Source organism: Paenibacillus sp. PastF-3 (assembly GCF_029893135.1).
Lineage (GTDB): Bacteria > Bacillota > Bacilli > Paenibacillales > Paenibacillaceae > Paenibacillus_AQ > Paenibacillus_AQ nitricinens.
In genome coordinates, this window is the sequence record NZ_JARXWM010000001.1 from 232,863 (window position 1) to 257,385 (window position 24,523).

The following is a 24,523-nucleotide window of genomic DNA, read 5'->3' on the forward strand; positions in this document are numbered from 1 at the left end:
TGTTAATGTAGTGACCACTAAGGAATTCTTAAAAAGTACAAATGCAGCGCGTAGGGTATCCCTTTAAATAACAGCTTTCCCTCACTAATAAGCCTCCAAAAGCGATATTCTATAAATGAGGTACTGATAAATAAATTCCACTGCCCTATAATTGTACCTGCAATAAGTCCTGCATTTACGAAATGATCGCCCTGTTCATTCTTTTGCAGTTGCAGAATTAAGGACAGAATATCTTCGTCATAGTATGTTTCGGTTACATTCGTTAGTTGACCCTTGGACCATACTCGAAGCATATCCTCAGTGTTGCTGATTTCTTGCCACTCCAGTTCATACTGTTTTCTCTTTGCGGAGGTAAGGGGCTCCGTATTTTCGGTGTTTTTGATAATAATTTGCACCGCTTCGTTTGGGAGCTGACCCAGGGATTGGGGAGATAAGCCCATGCTAAATTGATCCGTAATCCCAAGAAGCTTCTCATAAGCTTCGATTGGATTTATAACATGAACAGGTTGCTTCCGCTCACTAAGAACAGAAAGTGCAAATCGTAAACCTGTCTGATCATGGGAGTTGTCTCCGCACCAAATCGTGATTTTTTTGTCCTCGGGAATTTCTTTTAAGGTCTGAATCATAGCTTCCAGTTTATGCTGGGGATTGAGATGATAACCCTGATCCGGAAATCGTTCCTGAAACCATAACTCACGGGCATGACACCCTTCATCATTATCTAATTTGCACAGCGGTCCAGCAGAGAACGTCTCATTAAACGAAAGTACTCTTATTAAATGACGTCTACCTACACGACTAAGTGCTACCTTCATCGAACCCGCTTCTGATAAGCCAAATAAAAGAAAAATATGATTCCGCCTAGCCTCTTCCTGCTCCATGGTCATAGTATATTTGTGATCCATTTGTTCACTCTCCTAACGTTCCAAATTATACCATATAACTGAATTCACCTCCCCAGAAAACTATATAAAAAAACCAACATATGAAAAATTCATAATAGTACTGCTTGTCACTACTCCTGCATACAATTCAATGAAGAAACTACACTTCAGCTCCGACAGCCTATATAAGAGAGAAAGGAAGCGATTCCAAACCGCGGAAATATTCAGAGATCACATTTCTCTGTTATATATATTGACATCGGCAATAGAATTTACGTATTATGGGAATACAAAACAATATTTTCATGGATATTTTCAGGAATTAAAGTATAGGTTGTTAGTAAAGATAACATTTATCGAAAGGAGTCGGGCTCATGTCCAAATTAGATCCTCTGCCAGGTCTGTCTCCATATCCGCTGCAACATTTTTTTGATGAAATGTATGCAGATAAGAGAAATGTCCGGCCGCATTACAGACATGTGAATCGCATGTTTTCCGGAATGAGCTCGGAAGAGCTGCAGGGTAAGCAGAATTTGATGCAGCGCAGGATGATGGAGGAAGGAATTACTTTTACGTTATACAATCCGGCTCAGGATCATCCCATGGAGCGTACGATTCCCTTCGATATGATTCCACGCATTATACCTAAAAATGAATGGGAGAGGCTAGAGGCAGGAATAATTCAGCGTATCACGGCTTTGAATCTGTTCATTCATGATATCTACCATGAGCAGTATATCGTAAAGGATGGAATAGTTCCAAGGCGTATGATCATCTCCAACTGTTATTTTCGTCCCGAGATGGCTGGTCTAAGGGTGCCTGGTGGAGCCTACATCACTACCTCGGGAATCGATCTGATCCGCCATCATGATGGGCAATATTATGTGCTTGAAGATAATCTACGAACGCCTTCAGGGTTTTCATATCTTTTTAAAGGCAGAACCCTGATGAATCAGTTGTTTCCAGAATTGTCCTTTGCCAGCTCCATCCGAGATGTTGATCATAGCTTGAATCGCTTCTTGTCCGTTCTACGTAGTTTATCACCCTCACGAAAGTCAGATCCGGTTATCGCACTTCTTACACCTGGGGAATACAATTCTGCTTATTATGAGCATGCTTTTCTAGCACAACAGATGGGTATACATTTGGTAGAAGGACGAGATTTGGTTGCAAAGGATCACAAAATATATTTAAAAGAAATGAACGGACATCGCCGTGTAGATGTACTGTATCGGCGTTTGGATGATGATTTCATTGATCCGTTAGCTTTTCAGCCGGATTCACTTCTAGGGGTGGCGGGTCTGATGAATGCGTATCGGGCAGGGAATGTAGCGATTGCTAATGCCCCGGGGACTGGTGTTGCTGATGATAAAGCGATGTATGTCTATGTACCGGATATGATTCGTTATTATCTGAATGAAGAACCGATTCTTGGAAATGTCCCGACCTATTTGCTAGGCAGACCTGATGAACGTTTATATGTCCTTGAGAACCTATCTGAAATGGTTGTGAAGGAAACCTCTTTATCCGGGGGATATGGAATGCTGATCGGAAGTGAAGCTACGAAAGAGGAGCTGGCTGAATTCAGAATGAAGATTATTGCCGACCCGGAACGTTATATTGCGCAGCCGATCATGTCTCTATCTAGAGCACCGGTATTATCAGGTGGAACAATGGCACCGAGACATATCGACCTTCGGGCGTTTGTATTAATGGGTGCTGACCGGAAGCCGCATGTTATACCTGGGGGATTGACACGGGTGGCTATGAAAGAAGGATCATTGGTCGTGAATTCCTCACAAGGTGGTGGCGTAAAGGATACTTGGGTCATGGCATGATACTGCTATGTAGATGAAGTGAATAATAAAATGCAGCATCAATTTGTAGGATAAGGGAGTGGCTGGAGATGCTGAATCGAAATGCTGAAGCTTTGTTCTGGATCGGCAGATATATTGAAAGGGCAGAGAATCATGCGCGGCTAATCAATGTTCATTATCATATCCAGCAGGAAGAGGATTTTCATGAAGAAGGACATAAATGGTCAAGGTTAATCGATGCGCTAGGCGTTCGAGGTGAATATATGCAGCAGTTCGAAACCTTTTCCGAGCAGGATGTCCTATCTTTCATCACACTTGATTTAGGCAATTCTAATTCATTATTCTCTTGTGTACATCATGCTAGAAATAATCTGCGGACACTCCGTCAGCAGCTTCCAAGTGAATTATGGGATGTTGTCAACAGCTTCAACCTATGGCTTGGTGAGCGGTCTGTTGCAGATATTATGAGTGGTCCACATCAGTTCTATCAGCAGGTTAAGGAGCGTACAGCCATGTTTCTCGGTGCAGAGCAGTCGGTCATGCTTAGAGGGAATGAGTGGCATTTCATGGAGAGCGGACGGTTTCTAGAGCGGGCAGAGAATACAACTCGTATCTTGCAGGCGGTCATTGTCTCATGCCGTTTTAAGGAGCTTAACGCGGTTTATACTCAGTTGCAGGCGGTGCTTAAATCTGTTAGTGGGTACCAGGCGTTTCGCCGTTATTATGCTGATGCTATGTCCCCGGAGAGCATTTTAGATTTCTTGATTGCAAATCCCAAATTTCCGCGTTCCATTCGTTTTTCTTTTCATCAGCTGGAAGAGCATTTAGCAAAGCTTGAACTAGATTCCTCAGAGAAAGGTTCAGGCCATGAGAAGGTTATCCGTCAAGCGGGTAAGCTAAAAGCAGAGCTGGATTATATGGAAAAAGAAGAAATGTCCGGCGAGCTAGTGGAAGATGTGCTTAAATCGCTGGTGATATCCTGTCAAAAACTTGGTAAAACAATGGAGGGCGCCTTTTTTCGGCGAGAAGGAGTGTCTGTATGAAGATTCAAATCAATCATACCACCACATACAGCTATCCAGAGCCGGTTACGGACAGTGTCAATGAGATCAGACTCACGCCACGCACGAATTATCGCCAATCCTGTTATCACCATGAAGTGGATATTTACCCGCCAGCAAATCTTTTAACCTATGAGGATTTCTTCGGAAATCGGGTCCATGCCTATTCGGTTAATAAGCCGCATACGGAGATGGTCATCCACACTAAAGCTACTGTAGTTACACTGGATAAAGCTCAGGGGACAGACCTCCCGAGAACAACTCTTGAAGAACAAATTAGATTGTTAAATGACGAGGGATTTCAGAACCGTTATATTGAGTTTATTTTGCCGACTCGTTATACCGAGGTGACGCCTGAATTAGTGGAGTTTGCCTCACAGTACCCTTTTAATGAAGCAGAGGATATGTATGAATGGATTCTTAAATTATCTGCGACGATTTATGAACAGTTCACCTATGACCCTGAGGCTACAAGTGTAAATACTACGGTAAAAAAAGCACTGAAGCTTAAACGCGGTGTATGTCAGGATTATGCTCATCTAATGATTGCTGTCTGCCGTAGTGTCGGTCTGCCGTCCAGATATGTAAGTGGATATCATTTTGTCGGTGATTTGCAAGGGAGTAATGCTAATTTTGAGCAAGCCTCACATGCTTGGGTGGAGACTCACATTCCCGGTACAGGTTGGCTTGGTTTCGATCCGACGAATAATGTTGAGGTCAATTGGCGTTATATTAAGTTAGGTCACGGACGGGACTACAAAGATATTGTACCTGTAAAAGGCGTATATCGTGGTGGAGCAGGCACTCTGACCGTGAAAGTGGACGTGCGGAAGCTGGACAATTAAATGGATCTATATAGATGAAACTCTCTGTTCAAGCTTTTGAACGGGGAGTTTTTTTGTGAAGATGATTCCAGTGTACATGGTTTTGGGTAATCTTGATCCATAGTACATCACTTAGAGATCTTAAAGGAGAGATTACATATGAGTCCAAACATAGCTAAGAAACAAAGATTTATTGGGAAAACAGCAATTATTACAGGAGCGGGCTCAGGAATTGGCCGGGCTACCGCTATTAAGCTGGCGAGGGAAGGTGCTAATGTAGCGCTTTTTGATTTGAATCTTGAACGTACCTCATCTTTAGCGGATAAGTTGAACAAGTTTCGCAAAGATAGTGCATTAGCCATAGAGGTAGATACTTCGGATGAAAAAGGGATGGAGGAAGGCGTTCGCAGGACAATCGAACAATTCGGCAGCTTAGATGTAGTATTCGCTAACGCGGGAATCAATGGTGCGGTCGGACCTATAGAGGAACTGAGCTTGAGTGATTGGGAACGCACGATGTCGGTGAACTTGACGGGGACCTTTTTGACCTTTAAATATACGATCCCTCATCTGAAGGATAAAGGGAAAGGTAGCATTATTATCACTAGCTCCATCAATGGGAATACTAGATTTGCCAGCTTTGGATGGTCTACGTATAGCACTACCAAAGCTGGACAGGTGGCTTTTGCCAAAATGGCTGCACTTGAGCTTGCTAAGTTTAAAATCCGAGTGAATGTGATCTGCCCCGGGGCGATTGCTACCAATATAGATGAAACCACTGAAATGAACGAAGAGGTAGAAGCGATCGTCATTCCGATTGAATTTCCCGATGGTGCGCAGCCGCTGGCAGATGGGCCGGGTAAACCGGATAATGTTGCCGATCTAGTTTCTTTTTTGGCTTCCGATGAATCCATTCATATTACAGGTGCGCAAATTGTGATTGATGGAGCAGAGTCTTTATTATCCTAATTTAGAGATCGCTTCTTGGTATTGTTCATACCAAACGTTCCATTCAGCTTTTCGCGACTCTAGCGTGGTACCATCCAGAAGATGCTGGATCACATCCAGACATACATGCCAGCCAGCTAAATCTCGGGGTGTGTGTGGCGTGAGCGTCCGGATCGTTTCATTCAAGACGAGTAAACATCCTTCTGAATTTGGATATAGCTCAAAGCGAACTGAATCTTCAGCCCACGTAAATTCAAGAACGGATTCATGTTGCAGGGCGGTAATCGTCATTTCTTCAAAGGTCCCGTCTTGCATATCAAACTTGATTAATCCACCTTTACGCAGGTCTTCAACACGTAATTCAGTGAACCATAAAGCAAGCTTCTCATTCTCTGTCAGAAAGGACCATATTTCTGATGCGGGTTGTTTTAGTTGACGTTCGAAACGAGCGACATAATGATCATCAACTTTTTTGAGGTTAGCTATCATGTTATATTTCTCCTTTGGACTGCTGTTGTAGTCCTTTTTTATTGTTTAGGAAATTATACAATACAAAAAAATGTGGATAACTCCGAAGAAAGAGGAAGGAGGGGTGAACGTGAAGAAGCAGGAGACATGAAATAAACGAGGAGTCATCCATCAGATTCTAAAAACCGAACGGACCTTATATCCTCCGAAATGCATGTTTTAGTCGAGCCTACGGACAAATGTATGCGAAAAACCGAATACAAATGTGCCGCCAGTAACGTAAATGAGCCAAATGTATGCGAAAAATCGAATACAATGTGCCGACGGTAACATAAACGAGCCAAATGTATGCGAAAAATCGAATACAATGTGCCGCCGGTAACGTAAATGAGCCAAATGTATGCGAAAAACCGAATACAATGTGCCGCCGGTAACGTAAATGAGCCAGCGCTGTTATTCACCCCAGATCACCCGGGAAGGGGCTTGTTATTAGGGAATAAGTGCAATACGGTCCGTCACTAATATATGTGCTCATTTCATCGAAATAAAGCCATTCGGTCCGTAAGCGGAACCTCACTACGAAGGTGTATATGGATACGAGTATGGAATTACGGATGTACTCAGCTTGTAACTCTACCTCCAAGGACGACGTCAGGCGTTTTTCTTGTTGAGTTGGCTTATTAGAACGAGTATAACAATTGTTCGCATGAAAAAAAACTATTGTACGGTTTGGTTTGGCGTCTGTAATATGTTACGGACAGGGAGCAGAGAATGATGGTGTAGAAGAATAAATTGAATTTGCGGAATGGGGACTCTTGAGTCCTGAGCGATCTGCGGAGGCGAATATGAGGATGCGCAGACTTTTCGGACTGCATTGCAGCTATTTGAGCTTTTTAGTGCTTATTTTAGCGGTATCGGACTGCATAGCCATAGCTCTTATTTCCACAATTTCTATTAAAAATAGGGTGTATTTGTGTGAATAGGTGCAACTGAGTCCGATAGTGTAGCAAAATAGCCTGAAATTGCGAAATTAGGGCTCCTTAGTCCGAACGATCTGCGATGACGAGGAAGATTCACAGAGCGGAAAAGCATCGCCTTTTATAAGAATACATTGCGGCAGTTTGATGTATATCTACAGTTTTTTATGCTAAAATAGACGCAATTCTGCTTGCCATACTTTTGCTTTGGCGAGGAGGATCATAGGGTGTGGCATTGGTGAATGGGAAGGGGGCTGCGTATATGGGGATGATGTCCTGGCTGGTTGAGCAGCGAATTCAAGAATCTATGCGTAATGGGGAATTTCGAGATTTACCTGGGCATGGCAAGCCACTGGAGCTTGAGGATTTATCGGGCGTGCCAGAAGAATTGCGCATGTCGTTCAAAATTATGAAGAATTCCGGCCTGGTGCCCGAGGAAGTATCATTGCGTGCAGAATGCGTTACCCTCGAAGGGCTGCTCGCTGCCTGCCACAATAGCGGAGGTATTGAAACTAGTGAAGGCAAGGCAATCCGGGCAAAATTGTCATTGAAAAGGCTGCGTCTGCAAGAGCTTCTGCGTGAACGAGGCTTAGATAGTAATTCTGCTTTTATGGAATACAGTGTTCAAATACACGAACAGATAATTAGGGAAGAAGAATAACGATTATTAGGGTTCTTTTGTTTGGACATGAGGATAAATAGTATGATATAAAGGCATCTCTAAGTCGGTTTAGACGAAAGAGTTGCCTTTTTGCGTACTTCGCTTCATAAGTGTATTCTCATCTTGCTTGCTTGAAATATACCCATTCTGGATCACCATCGTCTAAATTCTCAATGATTCCGCTTCTTACAAATCCTAGAGAAAGACACACTTGCTGCATGATCGTATTGGACTCATTGGTGGAAGTAAACAGCTTTGGGGTTGGAGAATGTTCTTCAATGTAACGAATAAGTGCACCGGCAATGCCAAGACGTCTGAAATTAGGATTCACAATTACGAGCTGAATAAAACAGCATTCGAAAAAAGTGGTATCGTAACAAGCATAACCGACAGGCTCACTGTTAATCGAAGCTACAACACATTGCTCGTTTAGAATGTATTGCTCGATTTTAGGTTTGCGATTTTCGCTGCCAATGACCATGCTATCGATCTTGCTGAGTATAGATAAATCTGAAATAGCGGCAGTAGTTGTAGTTACAAGCATTTTAGAAAGCCTCCTTTTCTATAATATAAGAAAGTTATACTTGAAATGGTAAGTACAGTTTATCTTGATCTTTGAAGTTTTTTCGCACATGATAAATAGGGTTTAGACCACATCAAAGGAAATCATAACATATTATTACAAACGATGGAGAGATACAATGAAACAGCTTCCAATTTTACAGGTGCTTCCAGACCTTAAAAACATACTTATCTCCTCACCGGCGGCTGTTCTGATTGCAGAACCCGGTGCGGGCAAAACAACAGGAACGCCTCCGGCATTTCTGGACGAGCCATGGATGGCTGGTAAAAGCATTCTTATGCTGGAGCCCAGAAGACTTGCTGCAAGATCAGCTGCAACTTACATGGCGTCCTGCCTTGGAGAAAGTGTTGGACAGACGGTAGGTTATCGGATGCGGAACGACACTAAGGTAGGCAAGCATACACGAATTGTTGTAGTGACTGAAGGTGTCTTAACGAGGATGCTTCAGAGTGATCCATCACTAGGGGATGTGGGTCTGATTATTTTTGATGAGTTCCATGAGCGTAGTCTACATGCGGATCTGGGACTAGCTCTGGCGCTGGAAGCGCAGGCAGTGCTGCGTGATGATCTTCGGATTCTGATTATGTCAGCAACATTGGATAGTAAACGGGTCTCGGTTATGTTGGGCGATGCGCCAGTCGTTGATTGTCCGGGACGAACCTATCCGGTGGAAACTATCTATACCCCAACTACAGGGAATCTTCCAATTGAAAAATCGGCCACAGCCGTAGTGAGACGTGCGCTTGCTGAACAGCCGGGAGATATTCTTGTATTCTTGCCGGGTGAACGAGAGATTCGCAGAACCCAAAATGAGCTGGAACAGGGTAAGCTTTCGGATGGGGTCGTACTTCGCCCTTTGTATGGACAATTACCACAGGTTATGCAGGATGCCGCAGTGGCTCCGTCTAAAGAAGGTGAACGTAAAGTCGTGCTAGCGACCTCCATTGCAGAGACAAGCTTGACGATTGAAGGTGTGCGAACGGTAATTGATACAGGGCTGCGTCGCACGCAGATTTTCTCTCCGCGTACGGGAATGCCAAGTCTTACAACGGTTCCGGTATCGAAAGCCTCTGCCGATCAGCGGCGTGGACGGGCCGGGCGGACAGCTCCGGGCGTATGCTACAGGCTGTGGAGTCAGGAGGAACATAATCGCCTTCCGGATGACAATGTGCCGGAGATTATGGAGACGGATCTTGCGCAGCTCGCTTTGGAGCTGGCGCTGTGGGGCGTGCGCGATCCTGCCGCGCTAGCTTGGCTTGATGCGCCGCCCGTTGCGCCCTATGCGCAGGGCACCGCGTTGCTGCGCCAGCTCGGCGCGCTGGATGCCGGCGGCGCCATCACGCCGCACGGCCGCAGCATGGCCGCGCTTGGCGCGCATCCGCGAGCCGCGCATATGCTGCTGCGCGCGGCAGAGCTTGGCGCAGCACCGTTAGCCTGCCGGCTGGCGGCGCTGCTGCAAGAGCGGGACCTGTTCAAGGGTCCCGCGGCACAAGATTGCGACCTCACGCTCCGCGTAGAGGCGCTGCTCCGGTTCGAGCGCTCCGCCGATACGGGCGGAGCGGACCCTGCGGCTCTGCGCACGGTGGTGCGCGAGAGCCGCGATTTCCTGGCGCAGCTGCAAGCAGCGCCGGGCGGGACCGTGAACGACGTCAGCCCCTGCGGGCTGCTTCTGTCGTTCGCCTATCCCGACCGTATCGGGCAGAAACGCGGTGATGGCGCGTTTCTGCTATCCGCCGGTCGTGGCGTGGCCATGCGGGAAGGGCAACCTCTGGCCCGATCCGCTTATATTGTGGCTGCGTCTGTTGACGATCGAGCCACACAAGGCGCAATCTTGCTGGCAGCTGAGCTAGAAGAAGGAGAACTGCTTAAATATCATGCAGATCACATCATAGAGGATTCTGATGTGTATTGGGATAAAGAAAGTGGAAGCGTGAAAAAACGCCGCCGAACGATGCTTGGCGCTCTTGTCTTAAAAGAAACGTCACATGAAAGACCCTCCGCAGAAGAAACAGCGAAAGTACTGCTAAGTGTAATCGCAGAGGATGGGGTTGATATCTTACCGTGGGAAAAGGGAACCCTGCAGCTTCGTGAGCGGTTAATGTTTATGCATGCCTTACGTTCAGATTGGCCGGATGTCTCAGATGAAGCATTAATTGAGACGCTGAATGAATGGCTATTACCTTACATTCAGGGTATGCGGAACTTGCGCGATCTTCAGCGAATCCCGTTATCCCGGGCGCTTGAGGGGCTGCTGGACTGGAATCAGCGACAGCTTCTTGAACAGGAAGCACCGACACATATAACAGTTCCTAGTGGCTCGCGTGTGCCGGTGGACTATGCTAATCCAGCTGCTCCCGTACTGGCTGTGCGTTTGCAAGAGATGTTTGGACAGTTAGACACCCCTAGAATTGGAGGGGGGAAGGTACCTGTTTTGCTTCATCTTTTGTCACCGGCAAGAAGACCGATGCAGGTGACTTCTGACCTTGCAAGCTTTTGGCGTGGCACTTATTTTGAGGTTAAAAAGGATCTAAAAGGACGGTATCCTAAGCACTATTGGCCAGACGACCCTTTGCAAGCTATTCCGACCCATCGAACACGTCCCAAGAAATAATATGGTTATTCGTGCACTTGAATTTTAAATTAGATGTTTTGACTTCAGCTTACAGGGTAATTAACTAGCGAAGACAATTACTAAGGAGGGCTTCAAGTGACTAAAAAAATCGTAGGTATCTTTGATACAGAACAAGAAGCAACCAGAGCCATTGAAGGACTTCACAATCAAGGGTTCAGTAATGATGAAATATCAGTAATCACACGTGATCGCGATGAGCTAAGACATATTTCGGATGATACAGGTACAAAAGCTCCCGAAGGAGTGGCAACAGGTGCTGCTACGGGCGGCGTATTAGGTGGTGTTACCGGACTTCTAGCAGGTATCGGAGCGCTCGCCATTCCGGGCATTGGTCCTATTCTGGCAGCGGGACCTATTGTGGCAACATTAACAGGTGCAGCCGTCGGTGCAGGTGCAGGTGGCTTAGTTGGCGGCCTGATCGGTCTTGGCATTCCTGAGGATGAGGCAAAAGAATACGAAGGATACGTAGAAAGTGGCAAGATCCTTGTGCTTGTTGAGGATAATGGACGAGGGTATCAAGCGCATGATGTGTTCCGAGACAATCGCTCACTAAATGCTCAGCGTTACGAAGGCGTCTATAACGAAGATACTCGTCTAGGTAATTCAATGGCTAACAGAGCAGACCGAACGGCTGAAGTTTATAACCGCGATAAAATCTAAAATGTTAATCGGCCTACTTTTACTATGAACAATTCATTAAAGACTGCACCTCCTAGCGATAAGCTGTGAGGTGCAGTCTTTGTTATACATGTGGTATGATATGGATAATAATCCAAATTATATTCGGATATTTGAGAAGTAACTGAAAAATGCACAAAGCAGTTACCATGGCAGATATTTCTGATGTACATAGCAATGTTTATACTTAGAGGCTGTTCTTAAGGAGGGATTAGATGAAGATATTTGTAGCCGGTGCAGCGGGCGTGATTGGACGGCTATTGCTACCTAAGTTATTTGAAGCGGGGCATGAGGTAGTCGGAATGACCCATAAGGAAGAAAATAGAGCATTTATTGAGAAATGTGGAGCACAGGCGGTAATCGCGGATGTCTTCGATCGAGAGGCCATATTTACGTCCATTCACAAAGCACAGCCAGAAGTGGTTATTCATCAGCTAACTTCACTAAGTCAGCGGAATTTCTCAGATAATTCCAGGATAAGAATAGAAGGAACACGAAATATTGTGGATGCATCCCTTGCAGCTGGCGTGGAACAAATTATTGCACAAAGTATTTCATGGGCTTATGAAGCTGGAGAGGAGCCAGCTACGGAGGAAACTCCATTAGATCTTAAGGCTTTAGAGCCTCGGAGAAGAACGATTGAAGGTATATACTCACTAGAGAAAGCAGTTGCCGAGATCCCAAATCATGTGATCTTGCGGTATGGAATGTTGTACGGCCAAGGAACATGGTATGACACTAATAGCTATATGGCAGAGGAAATTCGTCAAGGACGAGTGACAGCGACAGATGCAGTTGTATCATTCCTACATGTGGAGGATGCAGCTAACGCAGCGGTGCTTGCTCTGAACTGGCCTTCAGGCCCTGTGAACATCGTAGACGACGAGCCTGCTAAAGGATTGGATTGGTTATCAGCTTATTCAGATACCATAGATGCTCCTGCTCCTAATGTTCAAGAAGGCAGAGAAGGATGGGAACGGGGAGCCTCCAATACGAAAGCCCGAATGGATTACGAATGGAGTCCACTGTACCGGTCATGGAGGTCAGGATTTGCTCGGAGTTTGAATGTCCAGAGTGAATGAATTCAGCTACTGAAAGGAAGTGCAGTATGAGTTTACTTCTTGTGATTTTGTTCTTTATTGGTTTAATCATGATGATTAGCAATCAATATGCGATGATCAAGAAAATGGACGAAATGAATGAGTCACTACGTGAAATTAATAATAAACTTGGTTAGCTAAAGTTGAAAAGGAGTGATGACGTGGGGGTAATAAAAAATTTCTCTCTAGTGGTCGTGAATTTAATCGCGGATCTATGGTTTGGAATCGTACGAAAACCTGAATTTTATGATAATCACACGGTTACTACAACAAAGAGAGGGTATGTCCTATTTGTAACGTTAGCAGGTATTATCGCTGTGGGAACCGCCATTTGGCTATGCTCTAGAATTTATTAAGGAGAAGACTGCCAATAGGCGGTCTTTTTTTCATATTGGACGTCAGCATGCATGACTCGACAAACGGTTAAGTGAGGCTAGACGAACGAATCGAGTCGGCATTTTGTTACTACTTGCCGTGTCTTATGAAATTCAAAGTAAGGATAGTCAGGTTTAGAAAGGAACCTTAAGCTTGCTGAGTTAGTTTGCGTTTGTACTCTCTAGAAAACTGTAAAGATTAATATATAAGTGTTTATTACCAATCATTTACTTTAAGAAGTGATACTATAGATATAGAAGGTGAAGTAGCAGCGAGGAGGAATTGTACATGCAATTAATGGGATGGTCTGAGGATGAAATATCGTATGAGCTAAGTAATCATTATTCAATTCGTAAGGCTGAATCGGAAGAGTGGGGAGTGTATTGCTCCATTTATTATAATATTCAGTATATTGGCTTTTTTAGAGAAGATGGGTTCAATTCTGCCCAAAAGAATGCTTTTTGGATCTATAAAGGGGAGGCGAAAATAGGTGGAGTAAGGATGTCACCTAATCGGATTTATCATTTGTTTGTTATTCCACCTTTTAACGATACATTTGTGGTGCTTAAACTGCTAAAAAAGCTTTTGATATATTGGTCTGACCGAACGGAGCCTATAAAAACCTTCGAGGTTCTACCGGATCAAGTTCATTTATTTGCGCGGGCAGGATTTTGGCCTGATGAGTTCAGATGTCGCTGGATGCAGCGTCCTACAGATCATTTCGAGGTGGAATGGAACGAAGAATTTAGAATTGAAAGACCACAGATCGAAGATGATGGAAAAGGTACTAGACGGTTTATTCTTGAAGATCAGATCGCCGAATGTAGCTACGCTAGCTTTGCCGGAAGCCTCGAAGCGACTAGAAGAAAGCAATTCTCCTTTGAAGATTTTATTCCAAGTGAAGAACCGAATTATACGAATGAAGCATTACTTACCGCGTCAACGCTTGTGTATGATAGGGAATCGGGACAGTTAATTGCGAATTGTCTCTTGGGCTTACAAGGAGATTATGCAGCAGTTTATAGTATTGGTGTAATGCCCGGTTATAGAGGCAAAGGGATAGCGACACTGATGTTGAAAAGAGGACTAAGTCTCCTTAAAGATAAGTATCCATTCCTTAGATTATATGTCATGGAAGGTAATGATGCGGAGTCTGTCTATACAAATCTAGGATTTGTTCAAGGAGTACAAGAGATACAGAGCATGTATATTCCAGTGAACGATCAAGCATAAACGTTTTCGGTATCCTTATAAGGGCGGTAAGCGTTTAAGCGAGTATAGGCGGGGAATTTATACTTTCTACAATTTTAAAAAAGGGCTGCCGGATGGCAGCCTTCTTCATCCTATCTAGGCATGTGAGGTTATGGGAAACATGAAATGTTTAGGTAGTTCTTTTAAAAGTGGACGAACAAATAACGTATCCTCACTCTGGGGGATTAATTCTACTTCCATATGCTCTAGTGCATAATCTGGGGTGAAATAAAAATGGATAATCTCAGTTTCAGGAGAAATAATGCTATTCAATATCGCTTCGATATCCAGACTTGTTGTACTAATCATATCAAAAATATGAAGCTGATGACCCTCATGTTTAAAGATCACTACAACGTCAGCTTCTTCAATATAATAAAAGGAATCATGAAAAGGAAGGATGAAATAAAACAGCAGCTGATGTTCATTGTTTACAACGCTGAGTATAGTGGATACCGGTACTTTTTCTTCAGCGAATTTTTTTATCATGATGAAATCAACGGAACTATTCATAGATAAGGGACGCACAGAGAAGGTTTTAGACGATTGATTCCTAAGATTGGAAGCGTTAATCGAAAAGCTGCTTTCTTGCATACGTTCAAATCCGAATTTGGGATAAAAATCCAAAGCGCTGTCGTTTGCAAATAAGTAGATGAAGTCATTTTCCTGTTCGTACTTCGCGATAATATGATCTATTAATTTCCTGGATAATCCTTGCATGCGATAATCAGGATGTGTCATTACAGTGCCAATTTGGATGGCATTATACTCTTTTTGATTTAATATAATCGTCATTTTGTTTATGGATGCATTTGCGATCACTTGGTCCCCATCGATATAGGAATAACAGATATACTTGTCATTCCAGCCTCCTTGTTCATACCATGGCGAAAAATCAATCCCGAAGATAGATTTAGCTAATATATTAAAGCTTTCTTTATATTTTTTGATATGCTTATAATCACTGACCAATTGGTAATCGCTCATATGTAAGCCTCTTTTCCAAAGTGTTTTTCGTAGTCACGTTTAATGGTTATATCTTACTACACCGTTCTAAAGTAATGTTTATTATAAAAAAACAATCCCGAAATGATTTGGAGGCTAGAAAATGAGAGAGATAGATTATAGTAATTATTACTGGAAAGACGAGAAAATAAGATTACGGTCAATTCAAGAAGGGGATTGGGAAGGCTATTATACGAATCGTTTCGATACTCCAGCGCGGCGACTCTTACAGTGTGCTGTAGAACTACCACCCACCATTGCCGAAGCTAAAAATTTTGCGGAGACTTACGCTGAATTCTCATCAGATAGACTAATGTTTACGATCGAAGATTTGCATGGTGAAAATGTTGGAGGCGTAAATCTGAATAGCATTGACGAGAAAAATGGTACGTTCAGCATTGGCGTGCAGGTGGATAAAGATCATCGAGGGAAAGGGTATGGAACGAGAGCTATAACCATTCTCTTAAAGTATGCTTTTTTTGAGCGACGGCTAAATAAATTTAATGAATGTGCGCTTGAAGGCAACGAAGGTTCAATAGGGATGTTAAAGAAAGTCGGCTGCGTGCAAGAGGGTGTGCGGCGGAAAGTTATTTACACGAACGGACGATATTATGATTTGATATTGTTTGGATTGACGAAGGAAGAATTTATGGAGAAAAACGCGATGAATTAGAGAGCGTAGTTTCGGACTCAGTTGCAGCTATTCCTTAAGAATAGCTGTATTTTTGTTGCTTTTTATGCCAATAGCGTGAGTGGAGTCCGTTAGCAATCCCAAAGGGGTGTAATACAGCGTTTTTGATCATCTGGGTCCGATGGCAGATACGTACGAGCAAAACGGATCTAACCTACGAAAATTTAGATTAATTAAGGTATACAACCATGTACAACCAAAGAATTCTGTACTTTCATCATATGAAAAATTCACAATAGAAAAACACAAAAAACAACTCTATCTAGTTACTTTCAATAAATTCATCATCTATCCCTATTAAATTTCTATACAAATCGGAAAAAGTGAACCCACTACCACATTTCAGGTTGTGAAAGTTGGAAAATAGTGCTTATACTAGAGTTATAGAAGGTAAGATTAACCAAAAAACACAACATGAGGAGGGTTTATATGGCGTTTATGATTGCTCAACGGGCTTTTATCAAGGTGTATCTTATAACAATGGTAGAACAACATCGCGGGTATGGATACCAAATGCTTGAGGATTTACGTCGAGATTTCAAGGCACATGGCTATTCCCCCCCACAGAGCGAAATTTATCGCGCGCTGCATGAGCTGGTACAGCAAGGGATTTTATATCGTACTAAACAGCTAAAAGGGAATGACCCGAAGGTGGATTTTCAAGAAATTGTCTTATATCATTTTACTTCTGATGGTGAAGAGAAAGCGAAGCTATATAAGAAGCAGGTGAAGACGGATCTTGACCGCTGTCTAGGTATTTTGAACAAGGCGGTTGCGGATAACTTCTAGAACTGGAACTATAGTTATATTTTCAGGATGCTCTCACCCTGTTATAATGGTTACTGCCGGATAATTGCAGTATATACTTGGAGGTAACAAATGATGGATGAACATATGAAACGTCGATTGGACAAACAACGTAAGCTATTCAGCCAACTTGGCATCACACTAGATGCTCTAACCATACATGAAAAAGAATTCAGTATGAAGCTTCGTGGTTACGATGCGGAGGAAGTGGATACATTTTTAGATAGCGTAATCAAGGATTACGAACGTTTTTATGCCACAATTGCTGATCTGATGGATAAATGGCAGGAGCAGCAAATAGAGATGCGCGAATTAAAATCAGAAACCAAAGCCACAGAGGTTATTCAGGTCCCAGTACTTCGAGGCATCGACCCAAAGGACTTAGAAGAGGTCATTCTAAAACTGGAAACCAATGTTCGTCAGCTTAAAGATAAGCTTCCCCAAATCGAAAGCTATTTATAAGTCGAGAATTTTGAGTTCAGGAGCTGCGCTTGACATTTATAAATTTACCATTGACGAGTTAGCAGTTCATGATTTATGATATGTTCATAAATGATCATTTATATTTTAGTGGCGTGTTACCGTTAAGGGCATGAGCCAAGGATTGTCTTCATCTCGATGAGACATTTCTTGGCTTTTTTTGTTCCTAATTGACGATAATATGGGAAAGGAGTGATGAGCTTGTCGCGGGAGATCGAGCAATTTCAAGTACAGCGTGTGATTGGGAACAACGTTGTAATGGTTCAGGGAAGCAAGAACGGCAAGGAATATGTCATCATCGGTAAAGGCATTGGTTTTGCTGTGAAAGGTTCAGGTGTGATTGAAGGAAACGATCCTCGTATTGAGAAATTGTTTCGTCTAGAAGACCGCGAATCCTGGAGTCAGTATCAAATATTGCTGGAAGACATAGATCCCAAAGTGATGAGAATAACTGATGAAATAATTGCTGATATCCAAAGTCAATTTCCTGACAAATTAAACGACAAGATTTATTTGGCACTCCCGAGCCACATTCAATTCACCATTTACCGTCTGCGCAACGGGATGGATATTATTAATCCTTTTTTACAAGAAACTAAGATGTCTTTTCCGAAGGAATTTGATATCGCTTACAAGGCATCAGAGAAGATCAACGCTGAATTTCAGGTGCAAATTCCCGAAGATGAGGTTGGATTTCTAACTTATCATGTGTACTCCGCAGTTAACAATGTATCGGTGGGTCAGTTAGTAAAAGCATCTAATATTGTAAGTGAACTTCTGGATATGATACAGCAAGAACGGAATATAACTTTTGAGCATGGCAGTATGAATCATATTCGATTAATGATCCATTTACGGTTTTCACTGGAACGTATTTTAAAAGGATCACTAATAGATAATCCTTTTGTGAAACATATTAAGAAGGAATACAAAGAAGAATACAAGTTATCTCAAAAGCTCGGTAAAGTGATGCAAAAATCTCTTGGTGTAGATATCCCGGAAGAAGAGCTGTGTTTCCTGGCAATGCACTTACACCGATTATTTCAGACTTTAGTGAAGCAAAACTAACATCTTTAGAGGAGTGGAGCATATGTTTTCCAAATGGAAATCAAAAAAAGAAGAGAAACATACTGGACATACAATCGAAATCATGGCACCTATCAGCGGAGAGGCAGTTTCATTAACAGAGGTTCCGGATGAAACCTTTGCTGGTGGTCATATGGGTAGCGGAGTTGCAATCAGACCTTCTGAAGGAATACTAAAAGCTCCTTTTGATGGCACGGTTGCTCATATCGTGAAATCGAGTCATGCAGTTATTCTGGAACATTCCTCCGGTGTGCAATTGCTGTTACATATCGGAATCGATACTGTCAGTCTTAAGGGCAACGGATTTGTCAGTCATATTGCCTCTGGAGATCAAGTGAAGGCAGGTCAAACCTTAATCGAATTTGATCTGGATGTTATTCGCGCAGCAGGCTGTGACACAATTTCGCCTGTAATCGTGACTAGTACGGAGGAAACACCACCTCAAGTGAACGGACATTATGGTCAGGTTACAGCAGGACAGGATCTGATTCTTACAGTGGCTTCAAAGTAATAGGCTGATAGAGCATTACTACTATTGAATCGAAAGGATGATATTGTTATGTTGGCTTTTCTACAAAAATTAGGTAAGTCGCTTATGCTTCCTGTCGCTACTATGCCAGCGGCAGCTATTCTTCAAGGCTTTGGTTTGCTTAACTATGAAAAAGATTTGCATCTAGGAGCTACGGTAGGGGGGTTCCTGAATCAATATTTTGCGCCCTTTTTAAACGCTGGAGCGAATGCAATCTTCGGTAACCTTGCTTTGATCTTTGCGGTAGGGGTCGCTATTGGATTTGCTAAGGATGCTGTAGCAGCCTTGTCAGCAGTAATTGCTTACATGGTTCTGACCAAGATTCTAGCAGTTGTACCTCTTCAATTCTCCTTCATCAATGATGATGTAGTGTTGAATATGGGTGTGCTTGGTGGTATATTTGCCGGTGCTTGGGCAGCGTTCCTATATAAGAAATATCATAATATTAAGATGCCAGATTGGCTTGGATTCTTTGCGGGTAAACGTTTTGTTCCAATCATTACCGCAGCTTCCACGATGGTCCTTGCCGTATTAATTGGGATGATCTGGAGTCCTGTACAAGATGTAATTAGTGATTTCGGAAACTGGGTTGTGTCTCTCGGTGCGGTTGGAGCTTTCATCTTTGGTACAGCTAACCGTCTATTGATTCCAATCGGACTACATCATGTACTTAATACGATTGCTTGGTTCCAAATTGGTGACTTTACGAATGCAGCGGGTGAATTGGTACATGGTGATTTGTATCGCTTCTTCGCTGGAGATAAAACAGCTGGGATGTTTATGACTGGCTTCTTCCCAATCATGATGTTTGCGCTTCCAGGTGCAGCGCTTGCATTTATTCATACAGCTAAACCTGAAAAACGCAAAATGGTTGCTTCTATCTTTATCGGTTCTGCCATTGCTTCTTTCTTAACAGGGATCACGGAGCCTCTTGAGTTCTCCTTTATGTTCTTGGCACCAGTTTTGTACTTGGTGCATGCATTACTGACAGGTTTCTCTATGGCTCTAATGTACATTCTAGATGTTAAACTTGGATTCGGCTTCTCTGCTGGTTTGATCGATTATCTAGTGAACATGAAACTATCCACCAATGCATGGATTCTTATCCCTGTAGGTCTGTGCTTCTTCGTTCTGTACTACGTGTTATTCCGCTTTATCATCACGAAGTTCAAGCTTAAGACACCTGGACGTGAGGATGATGATGATGATGCGCTTGTAGCACCAACTGGAGGTAACGCAACGGGTTCAGCTGCTTCTTCCAAGGCTGCTCAAATTCTTGAGCACATCGGAGGACCTTCAAACATCGAAAATATCGACGCTTGTATTACACGCCTTCGTCTGATCGTTAAAGACGAGAAAGCCGTTAAAGATTCCGCACTGAAACAACTCGGTGCTTCTGGAGTCATGAGACTTGGTCAAGGTGCTGTTCAAATCGTATTTGGTCCGAAATCGGAGCAATACAAAGAGGAAATCGAGAAGTTACTATAACTTAACGTACTCCGTTTAAAATTAATTAGCAAGGGCTAGTCCGCATACTAGCCCTTGTTTTTTTGTGTATTCAGAGGGATAAAGTGTTGCAATATACACAATGCCTAGTATAATACTTGGTATAAACATACGAAGGAGTCGGTACATATGTCAGTCGACGATTATCTGGACCTTTTAAATTATGCCAAAGCAATTAATGATGGACAGTGGCAGGCTGACATCATAGAGAGCTTAAAGAATCTTAACACGGTATCGGAAGAGCCTCAAGTTCAAGAAGAAAGTGTGATAGAACTATGGTCACAGTTTGATTCCGTTAACATATTGATCATGAAGTTGTTTGAGAAGCTGCGTAAGAATGAAGAATCAGATGAAGTGTTACATTGGAAAGAACAGCTTCTAGAGCTTAAGCTGGAGCGGAGTATTTTATCCAAGAAGATTCTTAATCGGTATATTCGAATTCGATAATTGGGATCAAAATAGAGTTGTAAGAGAAATAATGAAGACAGTTACCTTATTAATTAGGGGCTGTCTTTTTGTATGTATTATGATGGGTTATGATAATTATGAAGAATTCTGATACAAAAATGTACTGACAGTCGTCTTACTTATAGCTGCAGCTGATAAGGAGGATTTACACGATGGAAATTCCGGAATCTGAAATTTTTAAAACAATATTTTATGAACATCACCCTATTGTCCGCCGTAAGCTTGCCGCTTTGGTATGTGATGAATCGGCGGCTGATGATTTAGCTCAAGAAGTTTTTCTGAGATTGTACCGAAATCCACCAGATGATCCAGCAGCGCTGGGGGCCTGGCTTCATAGAGTCCTTACTCGTATTGGATATGATTATTTGGACAAAAAAGCAAGGGAACGGCGACTGCAGAATAAACAAGAGCAGCTTTATGATGCTAGTGAATCTCCCCCTTCAGGTGAAGATGTCATAATCAGTAAGCTAGATCAGGAAGATGTACACGCCTGGCTGAATGAATTGCCTGAAAGAGACAGACAAGCACTTCTACTTCGCTACTCGGGGTACAGTTATGTGGAAATCGCGGGAGAGCTTGGAGTAAGACCTCCAGTAGTAGGGACCCTGCTCCACCGAGCGACAGAGAAACTAAGACAAAATGCAACGAAGGCGATACCCCAGACGAAGTAGGCTTCTTTTGAGGAGAAGTTACGAAGTAATCTTTAAAATCAGGAGGTACAATAATGAATAACAATTCAGGAAAGCAAGATAAAGATAAGCAAAGTACAGACGAAGCCTGGCTCAAGCTACAGAGTAAGTTAGAGAATGAACCTTATAATCCTCAATGGGCAAAATGGAGTCAAATTAGTGAATCTCAAACTGAGGATTCTGTTAACTTAAGTCAGCCAGCAAATGTCGAGAATCTTCAATCAGAGTCAACACCAACAGTAGTACAGGACATCCTTGTAACTACTCATGATAAGAATGTACAACGTCCGCGCCGACTGCGTATGAACCGTCGTCGGAAGCTAGGAGTTGTAGCTGCAAGTGTAGCTGTTTTTGCAGTCATACTTGCGACCCCAATAGGCAATACAGCAATGGCATCTATTCTGAATCAGTTCCGGATGGAACAGGTCACGGTTGTTCATGAGAGTGATCTGCGTAATATTTTCACACAGGTGGCTGAAGATGGTGAACTTAATCGATCCATTAATCAATTCGGTGAGTTTACAAACGCTAGCGGGGCTTACATTGGTGAGTTGCCTGCAGATCAACTGAAGGCTACCCTAGGCTATCCAGCGAAAACCGCTGCTTTAGTGGAAGGGCATAATTCAGTTACAGTGGGTGCTTCACAAGATATCACGCTTAATCTGAAAGTAGACGAAGTGAACAAAGCCCTGAAAAAAATTGGAGCAGAACATCTGCTGCCCGAATCGATTGACGGTAAACCAATTACACTTCATATCCCGGAATATGTGAATTACAATCTCTCATCTGATGAAACGCACTGGGCAAGTCTGTCGCAGATGAATGCACCTGTACTTAACGTTGATCCTTCTATTAAAGTGGAAGAGGCTTTGGAAGCTGTAATGAATTTCCCACTGCTCCCAGATTACTTGAAGACTAGTTTAATGCAAAGCAGGGTCTTATCCGGAGAAATCCCAATGCCGTTAATCGCTGGTGAAAATACGGAGCAAATAACTGTGGGTGACACTTTAGTTATAGTTGACAATTATGAATACAGCCGCGGTCCTGTATATCAAGCTACATGGATTCAGGATGGACAGCTATTCAATTTGTCAGGTGAGCTCTATTCGAGTAAAGAGAAGCTTATGACCAAGGTTCAGGAGCTGATTGAATCATGAGTACTGCAGCAATTGAAGCTAAGTCCCTAACCAAGGAATATGATAACGGACGCGGTTGTCGAAATGTAAGTATTACTGTAGGGAAAGGGGAAGCCTTTGGCTTCCTCGGCCCTAACGGTGCAGGTAAAAGCACCTTTGTAAAAATGCTTGTAGGTCTTATTCATCCATCAAGTGGCAGTGGAACATTGTTCGGGCATAAGATTGGTTCGCTAGAAGCGAAATCGCTAATCGGTTATTTACCCGAATTGTATCGTTATCAGGAATGGCTGACGGGTGAGGAGGTTGTAAGGCTGCATGCAAGACTATGCGGAATGCAGCGGTCTGTAGCAGATAAGAGAATTCCACAACTTCTTGATGAGGTTGGAATTGGTAAGCGTGGACGTGACCGAGTGAAGCATTACTCTAAAGGAATGCAGCAAAGACTGGGATTAGCTTGTGCACTTGTTAATGAGCCGGCTATCGTGTTTTTGGATGAGCCATCATCGGCTCTAGATCCAATCGGACGTCAGGAAGTCCGGCGTATATTACAGACTCTAAAAGAAAAAGGGGTTACGATATTTCTAAACTCTCATTTGTTAGAGGATGTTGAAGTGCTTTGCGACCGAATGGCGCTACTGAATAACGGAGTTATTCTCCGGCATGGTAAAGTGTCCGAGGTGTTAAACAAGCGTATGAGCTGGCGATTTAAAGTAGGCGGCTATGCGCCTATTTTATTGTCGTGGCTAAAAGATCAGACAGGCTTGCAGATCCGGGTGTCTTCCCATACCGAAGAATCCATAGATAGTAGCAGGGTTTGGTTGGAAGCGGAGCTGGAAAGTGAAGAGCAGGTGGGTTGGCTGAATACACTGATTATAGAACAAGGGATGACCTTATATGAAGTTTCACATCAGCAAGAACGTCTAGAAGAGTGGTTTATGAATGCTGTATCAGGACTAAGCCACAGAGGTGAACACGAATGAGAATTATAATGGTTATGACCTGGAAAGAGCTGATGCGCAAAAGAGTAATGGTGCTGACATTACTTATGACCGTGGTTTTTCTTATTGGGTTCTGGTTTATTGCGGGTACGATCGGGCAAAGTTCTATGTCTCACGGTTCTAATTTTCCTAGCGGAGAAGAACTTCTTATTCGTTTTACAAATGGTTTATTTATTTTATCGTTTGGATTTTTCTTCGGAGCTTTTGTAATTGCTTTTTTAGCTATTTTTAGTTCATTTTCCGCCATATCCGGTGAGGCAGAGCAGGGAGTGATGCAAGCCTTGCTTCCAAGAGCCATTCCGCGCTGGAAATGGTATGCAGGCCGCTGGCTTGGTTATGTAACACTGGGAATAGGTTATGCGCTGATTTTATTTATTTCTATATTGCTAATTACGCAAGCCCATGCCGCAATTCCAAGAGATGGATTAGCGTTATTCAAATCATTTTTGCTTTTTTCTTCCATCGTACCGTTGCTAATAACTGTTTCTATGCTGGGTTCAGGATTCTTCTCAGCCCTTGGGAATGGAGTCTTTATGACGATGCTTTATGGAGCAGGATGGCTTGGAGGAATGATTGACAAGGTAAGTAGTACTTTATTATCTGAGCCCGAAGCACTTAGCACTCTAAATAATATGACGGGGATAATGTCCTTACTTATGCCTGTAGACGGGTTACAGCGCAGAATGACTGCTGAACTGTTTAGTATTAACGAAATGAACGGGATGTTTAATGCTTCCAATAGTCTATTTGGATTAGATAACTTGACCTCAGTCCCATCTAATACATTTATCGTCTATGCGATTTTCTATACACTGTTGGCCCTCTTAATTGGATTGTATCGATTTCAACGGAAGGATCTATAGCAGTTT

The 24,523-nt window shown here is 43.0% G+C and carries 26 protein-coding genes; 22 read left to right on the top strand and 4 right to left on the bottom strand.

All coding sequences use genetic code 11. The features are described from left to right. Positions 1 to 17: 17 nt before the first annotated feature. Positions 18 to 905 carry a DUF1835 domain-containing protein gene (locus M2444_RS01110; protein ID WP_280786014.1) on the bottom strand — a complete coding sequence of 296 codons (888 nt, stop codon included), beginning with the start codon at positions 903 to 905 and terminating at the stop codon, positions 18 to 20. A gap of 353 nt (positions 906 to 1,258) precedes the next feature. On the opposite strand from M2444_RS01110, the gene M2444_RS01115 reads away from it, so the two are divergent. The 4 genes from M2444_RS01115 (at position 1,259) to M2444_RS01130 (ending at position 5,555) form a co-directional block, all read left to right on the top strand. Next, positions 1,259 to 2,722 (top strand): circularly permuted type 2 ATP-grasp protein, encoded by a 1,464-nt coding sequence (locus tag M2444_RS01115; protein WP_280786015.1) that lies wholly within the window; start codon positions 1,259 to 1,261, stop codon positions 2,720 to 2,722. A gap of 68 nt (positions 2,723 to 2,790) precedes the next feature. Beyond that, on the top strand, positions 2,791 to 3,744 hold the full coding sequence (locus tag M2444_RS01120) for an alpha-E domain-containing protein (protein WP_280786016.1): 954 nt from the start codon (positions 2,791 to 2,793) through the stop codon (positions 3,742 to 3,744). After that, on the top strand, positions 3,741 to 4,607 hold the full coding sequence (locus M2444_RS01125; protein WP_094874597.1) for a transglutaminase family protein: 867 nt from the start codon (positions 3,741 to 3,743) through the stop codon (positions 4,605 to 4,607). Before M2444_RS01120 ends, M2444_RS01125 begins: the two co-directional genes overlap by 4 nt. Before the next feature lie 138 nt (positions 4,608 to 4,745). After that, complete coding sequence (locus tag M2444_RS01130; RefSeq protein ID WP_094878752.1) at positions 4,746 to 5,555, top strand: SDR family oxidoreductase; 810 nt, start codon at positions 4,746 to 4,748, stop codon at positions 5,553 to 5,555. Here M2444_RS01130 and M2444_RS01135 read toward each other — a convergent pair. Then, positions 5,547 to 6,023: an SRPBCC family protein gene (locus M2444_RS01135; protein ID WP_280786017.1), complete on the bottom strand. Its 477-nt coding sequence runs from the start codon at positions 6,021 to 6,023 to the stop codon at positions 5,547 to 5,549. The genes M2444_RS01130 and M2444_RS01135 overlap by 9 nt on opposite strands. 1,218 nt (positions 6,024 to 7,241) lie before the next feature. Between M2444_RS01135 and M2444_RS01140 the strand changes: the two genes are divergently transcribed. Then, a complete protein-coding gene (locus tag M2444_RS01140) occupies positions 7,242 to 7,640 on the top strand; it encodes a DnaJ family domain-containing protein (protein WP_094874128.1) in 399 nt (132 codons plus the stop codon). Positions 7,641 to 7,758: 118 nt separating this feature from the next. Here the strand turns inward: M2444_RS01140 and M2444_RS01145 are convergent, their stop codons facing one another. Continuing rightward, positions 7,759 to 8,184, bottom strand: coding sequence for a GNAT family N-acetyltransferase (locus tag M2444_RS01145; protein WP_094878256.1), 426 nt, complete (start codon positions 8,182 to 8,184; stop codon positions 7,759 to 7,761). Between the two features lie 157 nt (positions 8,185 to 8,341). Between M2444_RS01145 and hrpB the strand changes: the two genes are divergently transcribed. The 6 genes from hrpB to M2444_RS01175 all read left to right on the top strand — a co-directional run bounded on the left by hrpB (position 8,342) and on the right by M2444_RS01175 (position 14,241). Next, the gene (hrpB, locus tag M2444_RS01150; RefSeq protein WP_280786018.1) at positions 8,342 to 10,834 is read left to right on the top strand and encodes an ATP-dependent helicase HrpB; all 2,493 of its coding nucleotides are present in this window, start codon (positions 8,342 to 8,344) and stop codon (positions 10,832 to 10,834) included. Positions 10,835 to 10,930: 96 nt separating this feature from the next. Then, on the top strand, positions 10,931 to 11,515 hold the full coding sequence (locus M2444_RS01155) for a general stress protein (protein ID WP_094874122.1): 585 nt from the start codon (positions 10,931 to 10,933) through the stop codon (positions 11,513 to 11,515). 233 nt (positions 11,516 to 11,748) lie between these two features. After that, complete coding sequence (locus M2444_RS01160) at positions 11,749 to 12,615, top strand: NAD-dependent epimerase/dehydratase family protein (protein WP_280786019.1); 867 nt, start codon at positions 11,749 to 11,751, stop codon at positions 12,613 to 12,615. A gap of 26 nt (positions 12,616 to 12,641) precedes the next feature. Further along, entirely contained in the window at positions 12,642 to 12,770 is a 129-nt protein-coding gene (locus M2444_RS01165; protein WP_280786020.1) for a hypothetical protein, read from the top strand. Positions 12,771 to 12,794: 24 nt separating this feature from the next. Continuing rightward, entirely contained in the window at positions 12,795 to 12,989 is a 195-nt protein-coding gene (locus M2444_RS01170) for a hypothetical protein (RefSeq protein ID WP_094874120.1), read from the top strand. A 307-nt stretch (positions 12,990 to 13,296) separates the two neighbouring features. Further along, positions 13,297 to 14,241 carry a GNAT family N-acetyltransferase gene (locus M2444_RS01175; protein WP_280786021.1) on the top strand — a complete coding sequence of 315 codons (945 nt, stop codon included), beginning with the start codon at positions 13,297 to 13,299 and terminating at the stop codon, positions 14,239 to 14,241. A 114-nt stretch (positions 14,242 to 14,355) separates the two neighbouring features. Here M2444_RS01175 and M2444_RS01180 read toward each other — a convergent pair whose 3' ends face one another. Continuing rightward, a complete protein-coding gene (locus tag M2444_RS01180) occupies positions 14,356 to 15,246 on the bottom strand; it encodes a GNAT family N-acetyltransferase (RefSeq protein ID WP_280786022.1) in 891 nt (296 codons plus the stop codon). A 121-nt stretch (positions 15,247 to 15,367) separates the two neighbouring features. Here M2444_RS01180 and M2444_RS01185 point away from each other — a divergent pair, with 121 nt between their 5' ends. From M2444_RS01185 to M2444_RS01235, 11 genes are all read left to right on the top strand, one after another. Continuing rightward, the gene (locus tag M2444_RS01185; RefSeq protein ID WP_094874117.1) at positions 15,368 to 15,937 is read left to right on the top strand and encodes a GNAT family N-acetyltransferase; all 570 of its coding nucleotides are present in this window, start codon (positions 15,368 to 15,370) and stop codon (positions 15,935 to 15,937) included. A gap of 447 nt (positions 15,938 to 16,384) precedes the next feature. Further along, positions 16,385 to 16,744, top strand: coding sequence for a replication termination protein (locus tag M2444_RS01190; protein WP_042127258.1), 360 nt, complete (start codon positions 16,385 to 16,387; stop codon positions 16,742 to 16,744). Positions 16,745 to 16,837: 93 nt separating this feature from the next. Next, positions 16,838 to 17,224, top strand: a complete 387-nt coding sequence (locus tag M2444_RS01195; protein WP_094874127.1) for a DivIVA domain-containing protein — start codon at positions 16,838 to 16,840, stop codon at positions 17,222 to 17,224. Between the two features lie 213 nt (positions 17,225 to 17,437). Beyond that, positions 17,438 to 18,310 carry a PRD domain-containing protein gene (locus tag M2444_RS01200; protein WP_042187757.1) on the top strand — a complete coding sequence of 291 codons (873 nt, stop codon included), beginning with the start codon at positions 17,438 to 17,440 and terminating at the stop codon, positions 18,308 to 18,310. A 22-nt stretch (positions 18,311 to 18,332) separates the two neighbouring features. Beyond that, the gene (locus M2444_RS01205) at positions 18,333 to 18,839 is read left to right on the top strand and encodes a PTS sugar transporter subunit IIA (RefSeq protein WP_042187759.1); all 507 of its coding nucleotides are present in this window, start codon (positions 18,333 to 18,335) and stop codon (positions 18,837 to 18,839) included. A gap of 48 nt (positions 18,840 to 18,887) precedes the next feature. Next, positions 18,888 to 20,345, top strand: coding sequence for an N-acetylglucosamine-specific PTS transporter subunit IIBC (gene nagE / locus M2444_RS01210; RefSeq protein ID WP_280786023.1), 1,458 nt, complete (start codon positions 18,888 to 18,890; stop codon positions 20,343 to 20,345). Between the two features lie 147 nt (positions 20,346 to 20,492). Next, positions 20,493 to 20,810 carry a hypothetical protein gene (locus M2444_RS01215; protein ID WP_280786024.1) on the top strand — a complete coding sequence of 106 codons (318 nt, stop codon included), beginning with the start codon at positions 20,493 to 20,495 and terminating at the stop codon, positions 20,808 to 20,810. Between the two features lie 173 nt (positions 20,811 to 20,983). Then, on the top strand, positions 20,984 to 21,502 hold the full coding sequence (locus M2444_RS01220) for a sigma-70 family RNA polymerase sigma factor (RefSeq protein WP_094874113.1): 519 nt from the start codon (positions 20,984 to 20,986) through the stop codon (positions 21,500 to 21,502). 53 nt (positions 21,503 to 21,555) lie between these two features. After that, positions 21,556 to 22,677: a hypothetical protein gene (locus tag M2444_RS01225; protein WP_280786025.1), complete on the top strand. Its 1,122-nt coding sequence runs from the start codon at positions 21,556 to 21,558 to the stop codon at positions 22,675 to 22,677. Then, complete coding sequence (locus M2444_RS01230) at positions 22,674 to 23,636, top strand: ABC transporter ATP-binding protein (RefSeq protein ID WP_280786026.1); 963 nt, start codon at positions 22,674 to 22,676, stop codon at positions 23,634 to 23,636. The genes M2444_RS01225 and M2444_RS01230 overlap by 4 nt, the downstream gene beginning before the upstream one ends. Further along, positions 23,633 to 24,517 (top strand): ABC transporter permease subunit, encoded by an 885-nt coding sequence (locus tag M2444_RS01235; RefSeq protein WP_280786027.1) that lies wholly within the window; start codon positions 23,633 to 23,635, stop codon positions 24,515 to 24,517. The genes M2444_RS01230 and M2444_RS01235 overlap by 4 nt, the downstream gene beginning before the upstream one ends. Positions 24,518 to 24,523: the final 6 nt, after the last annotated feature.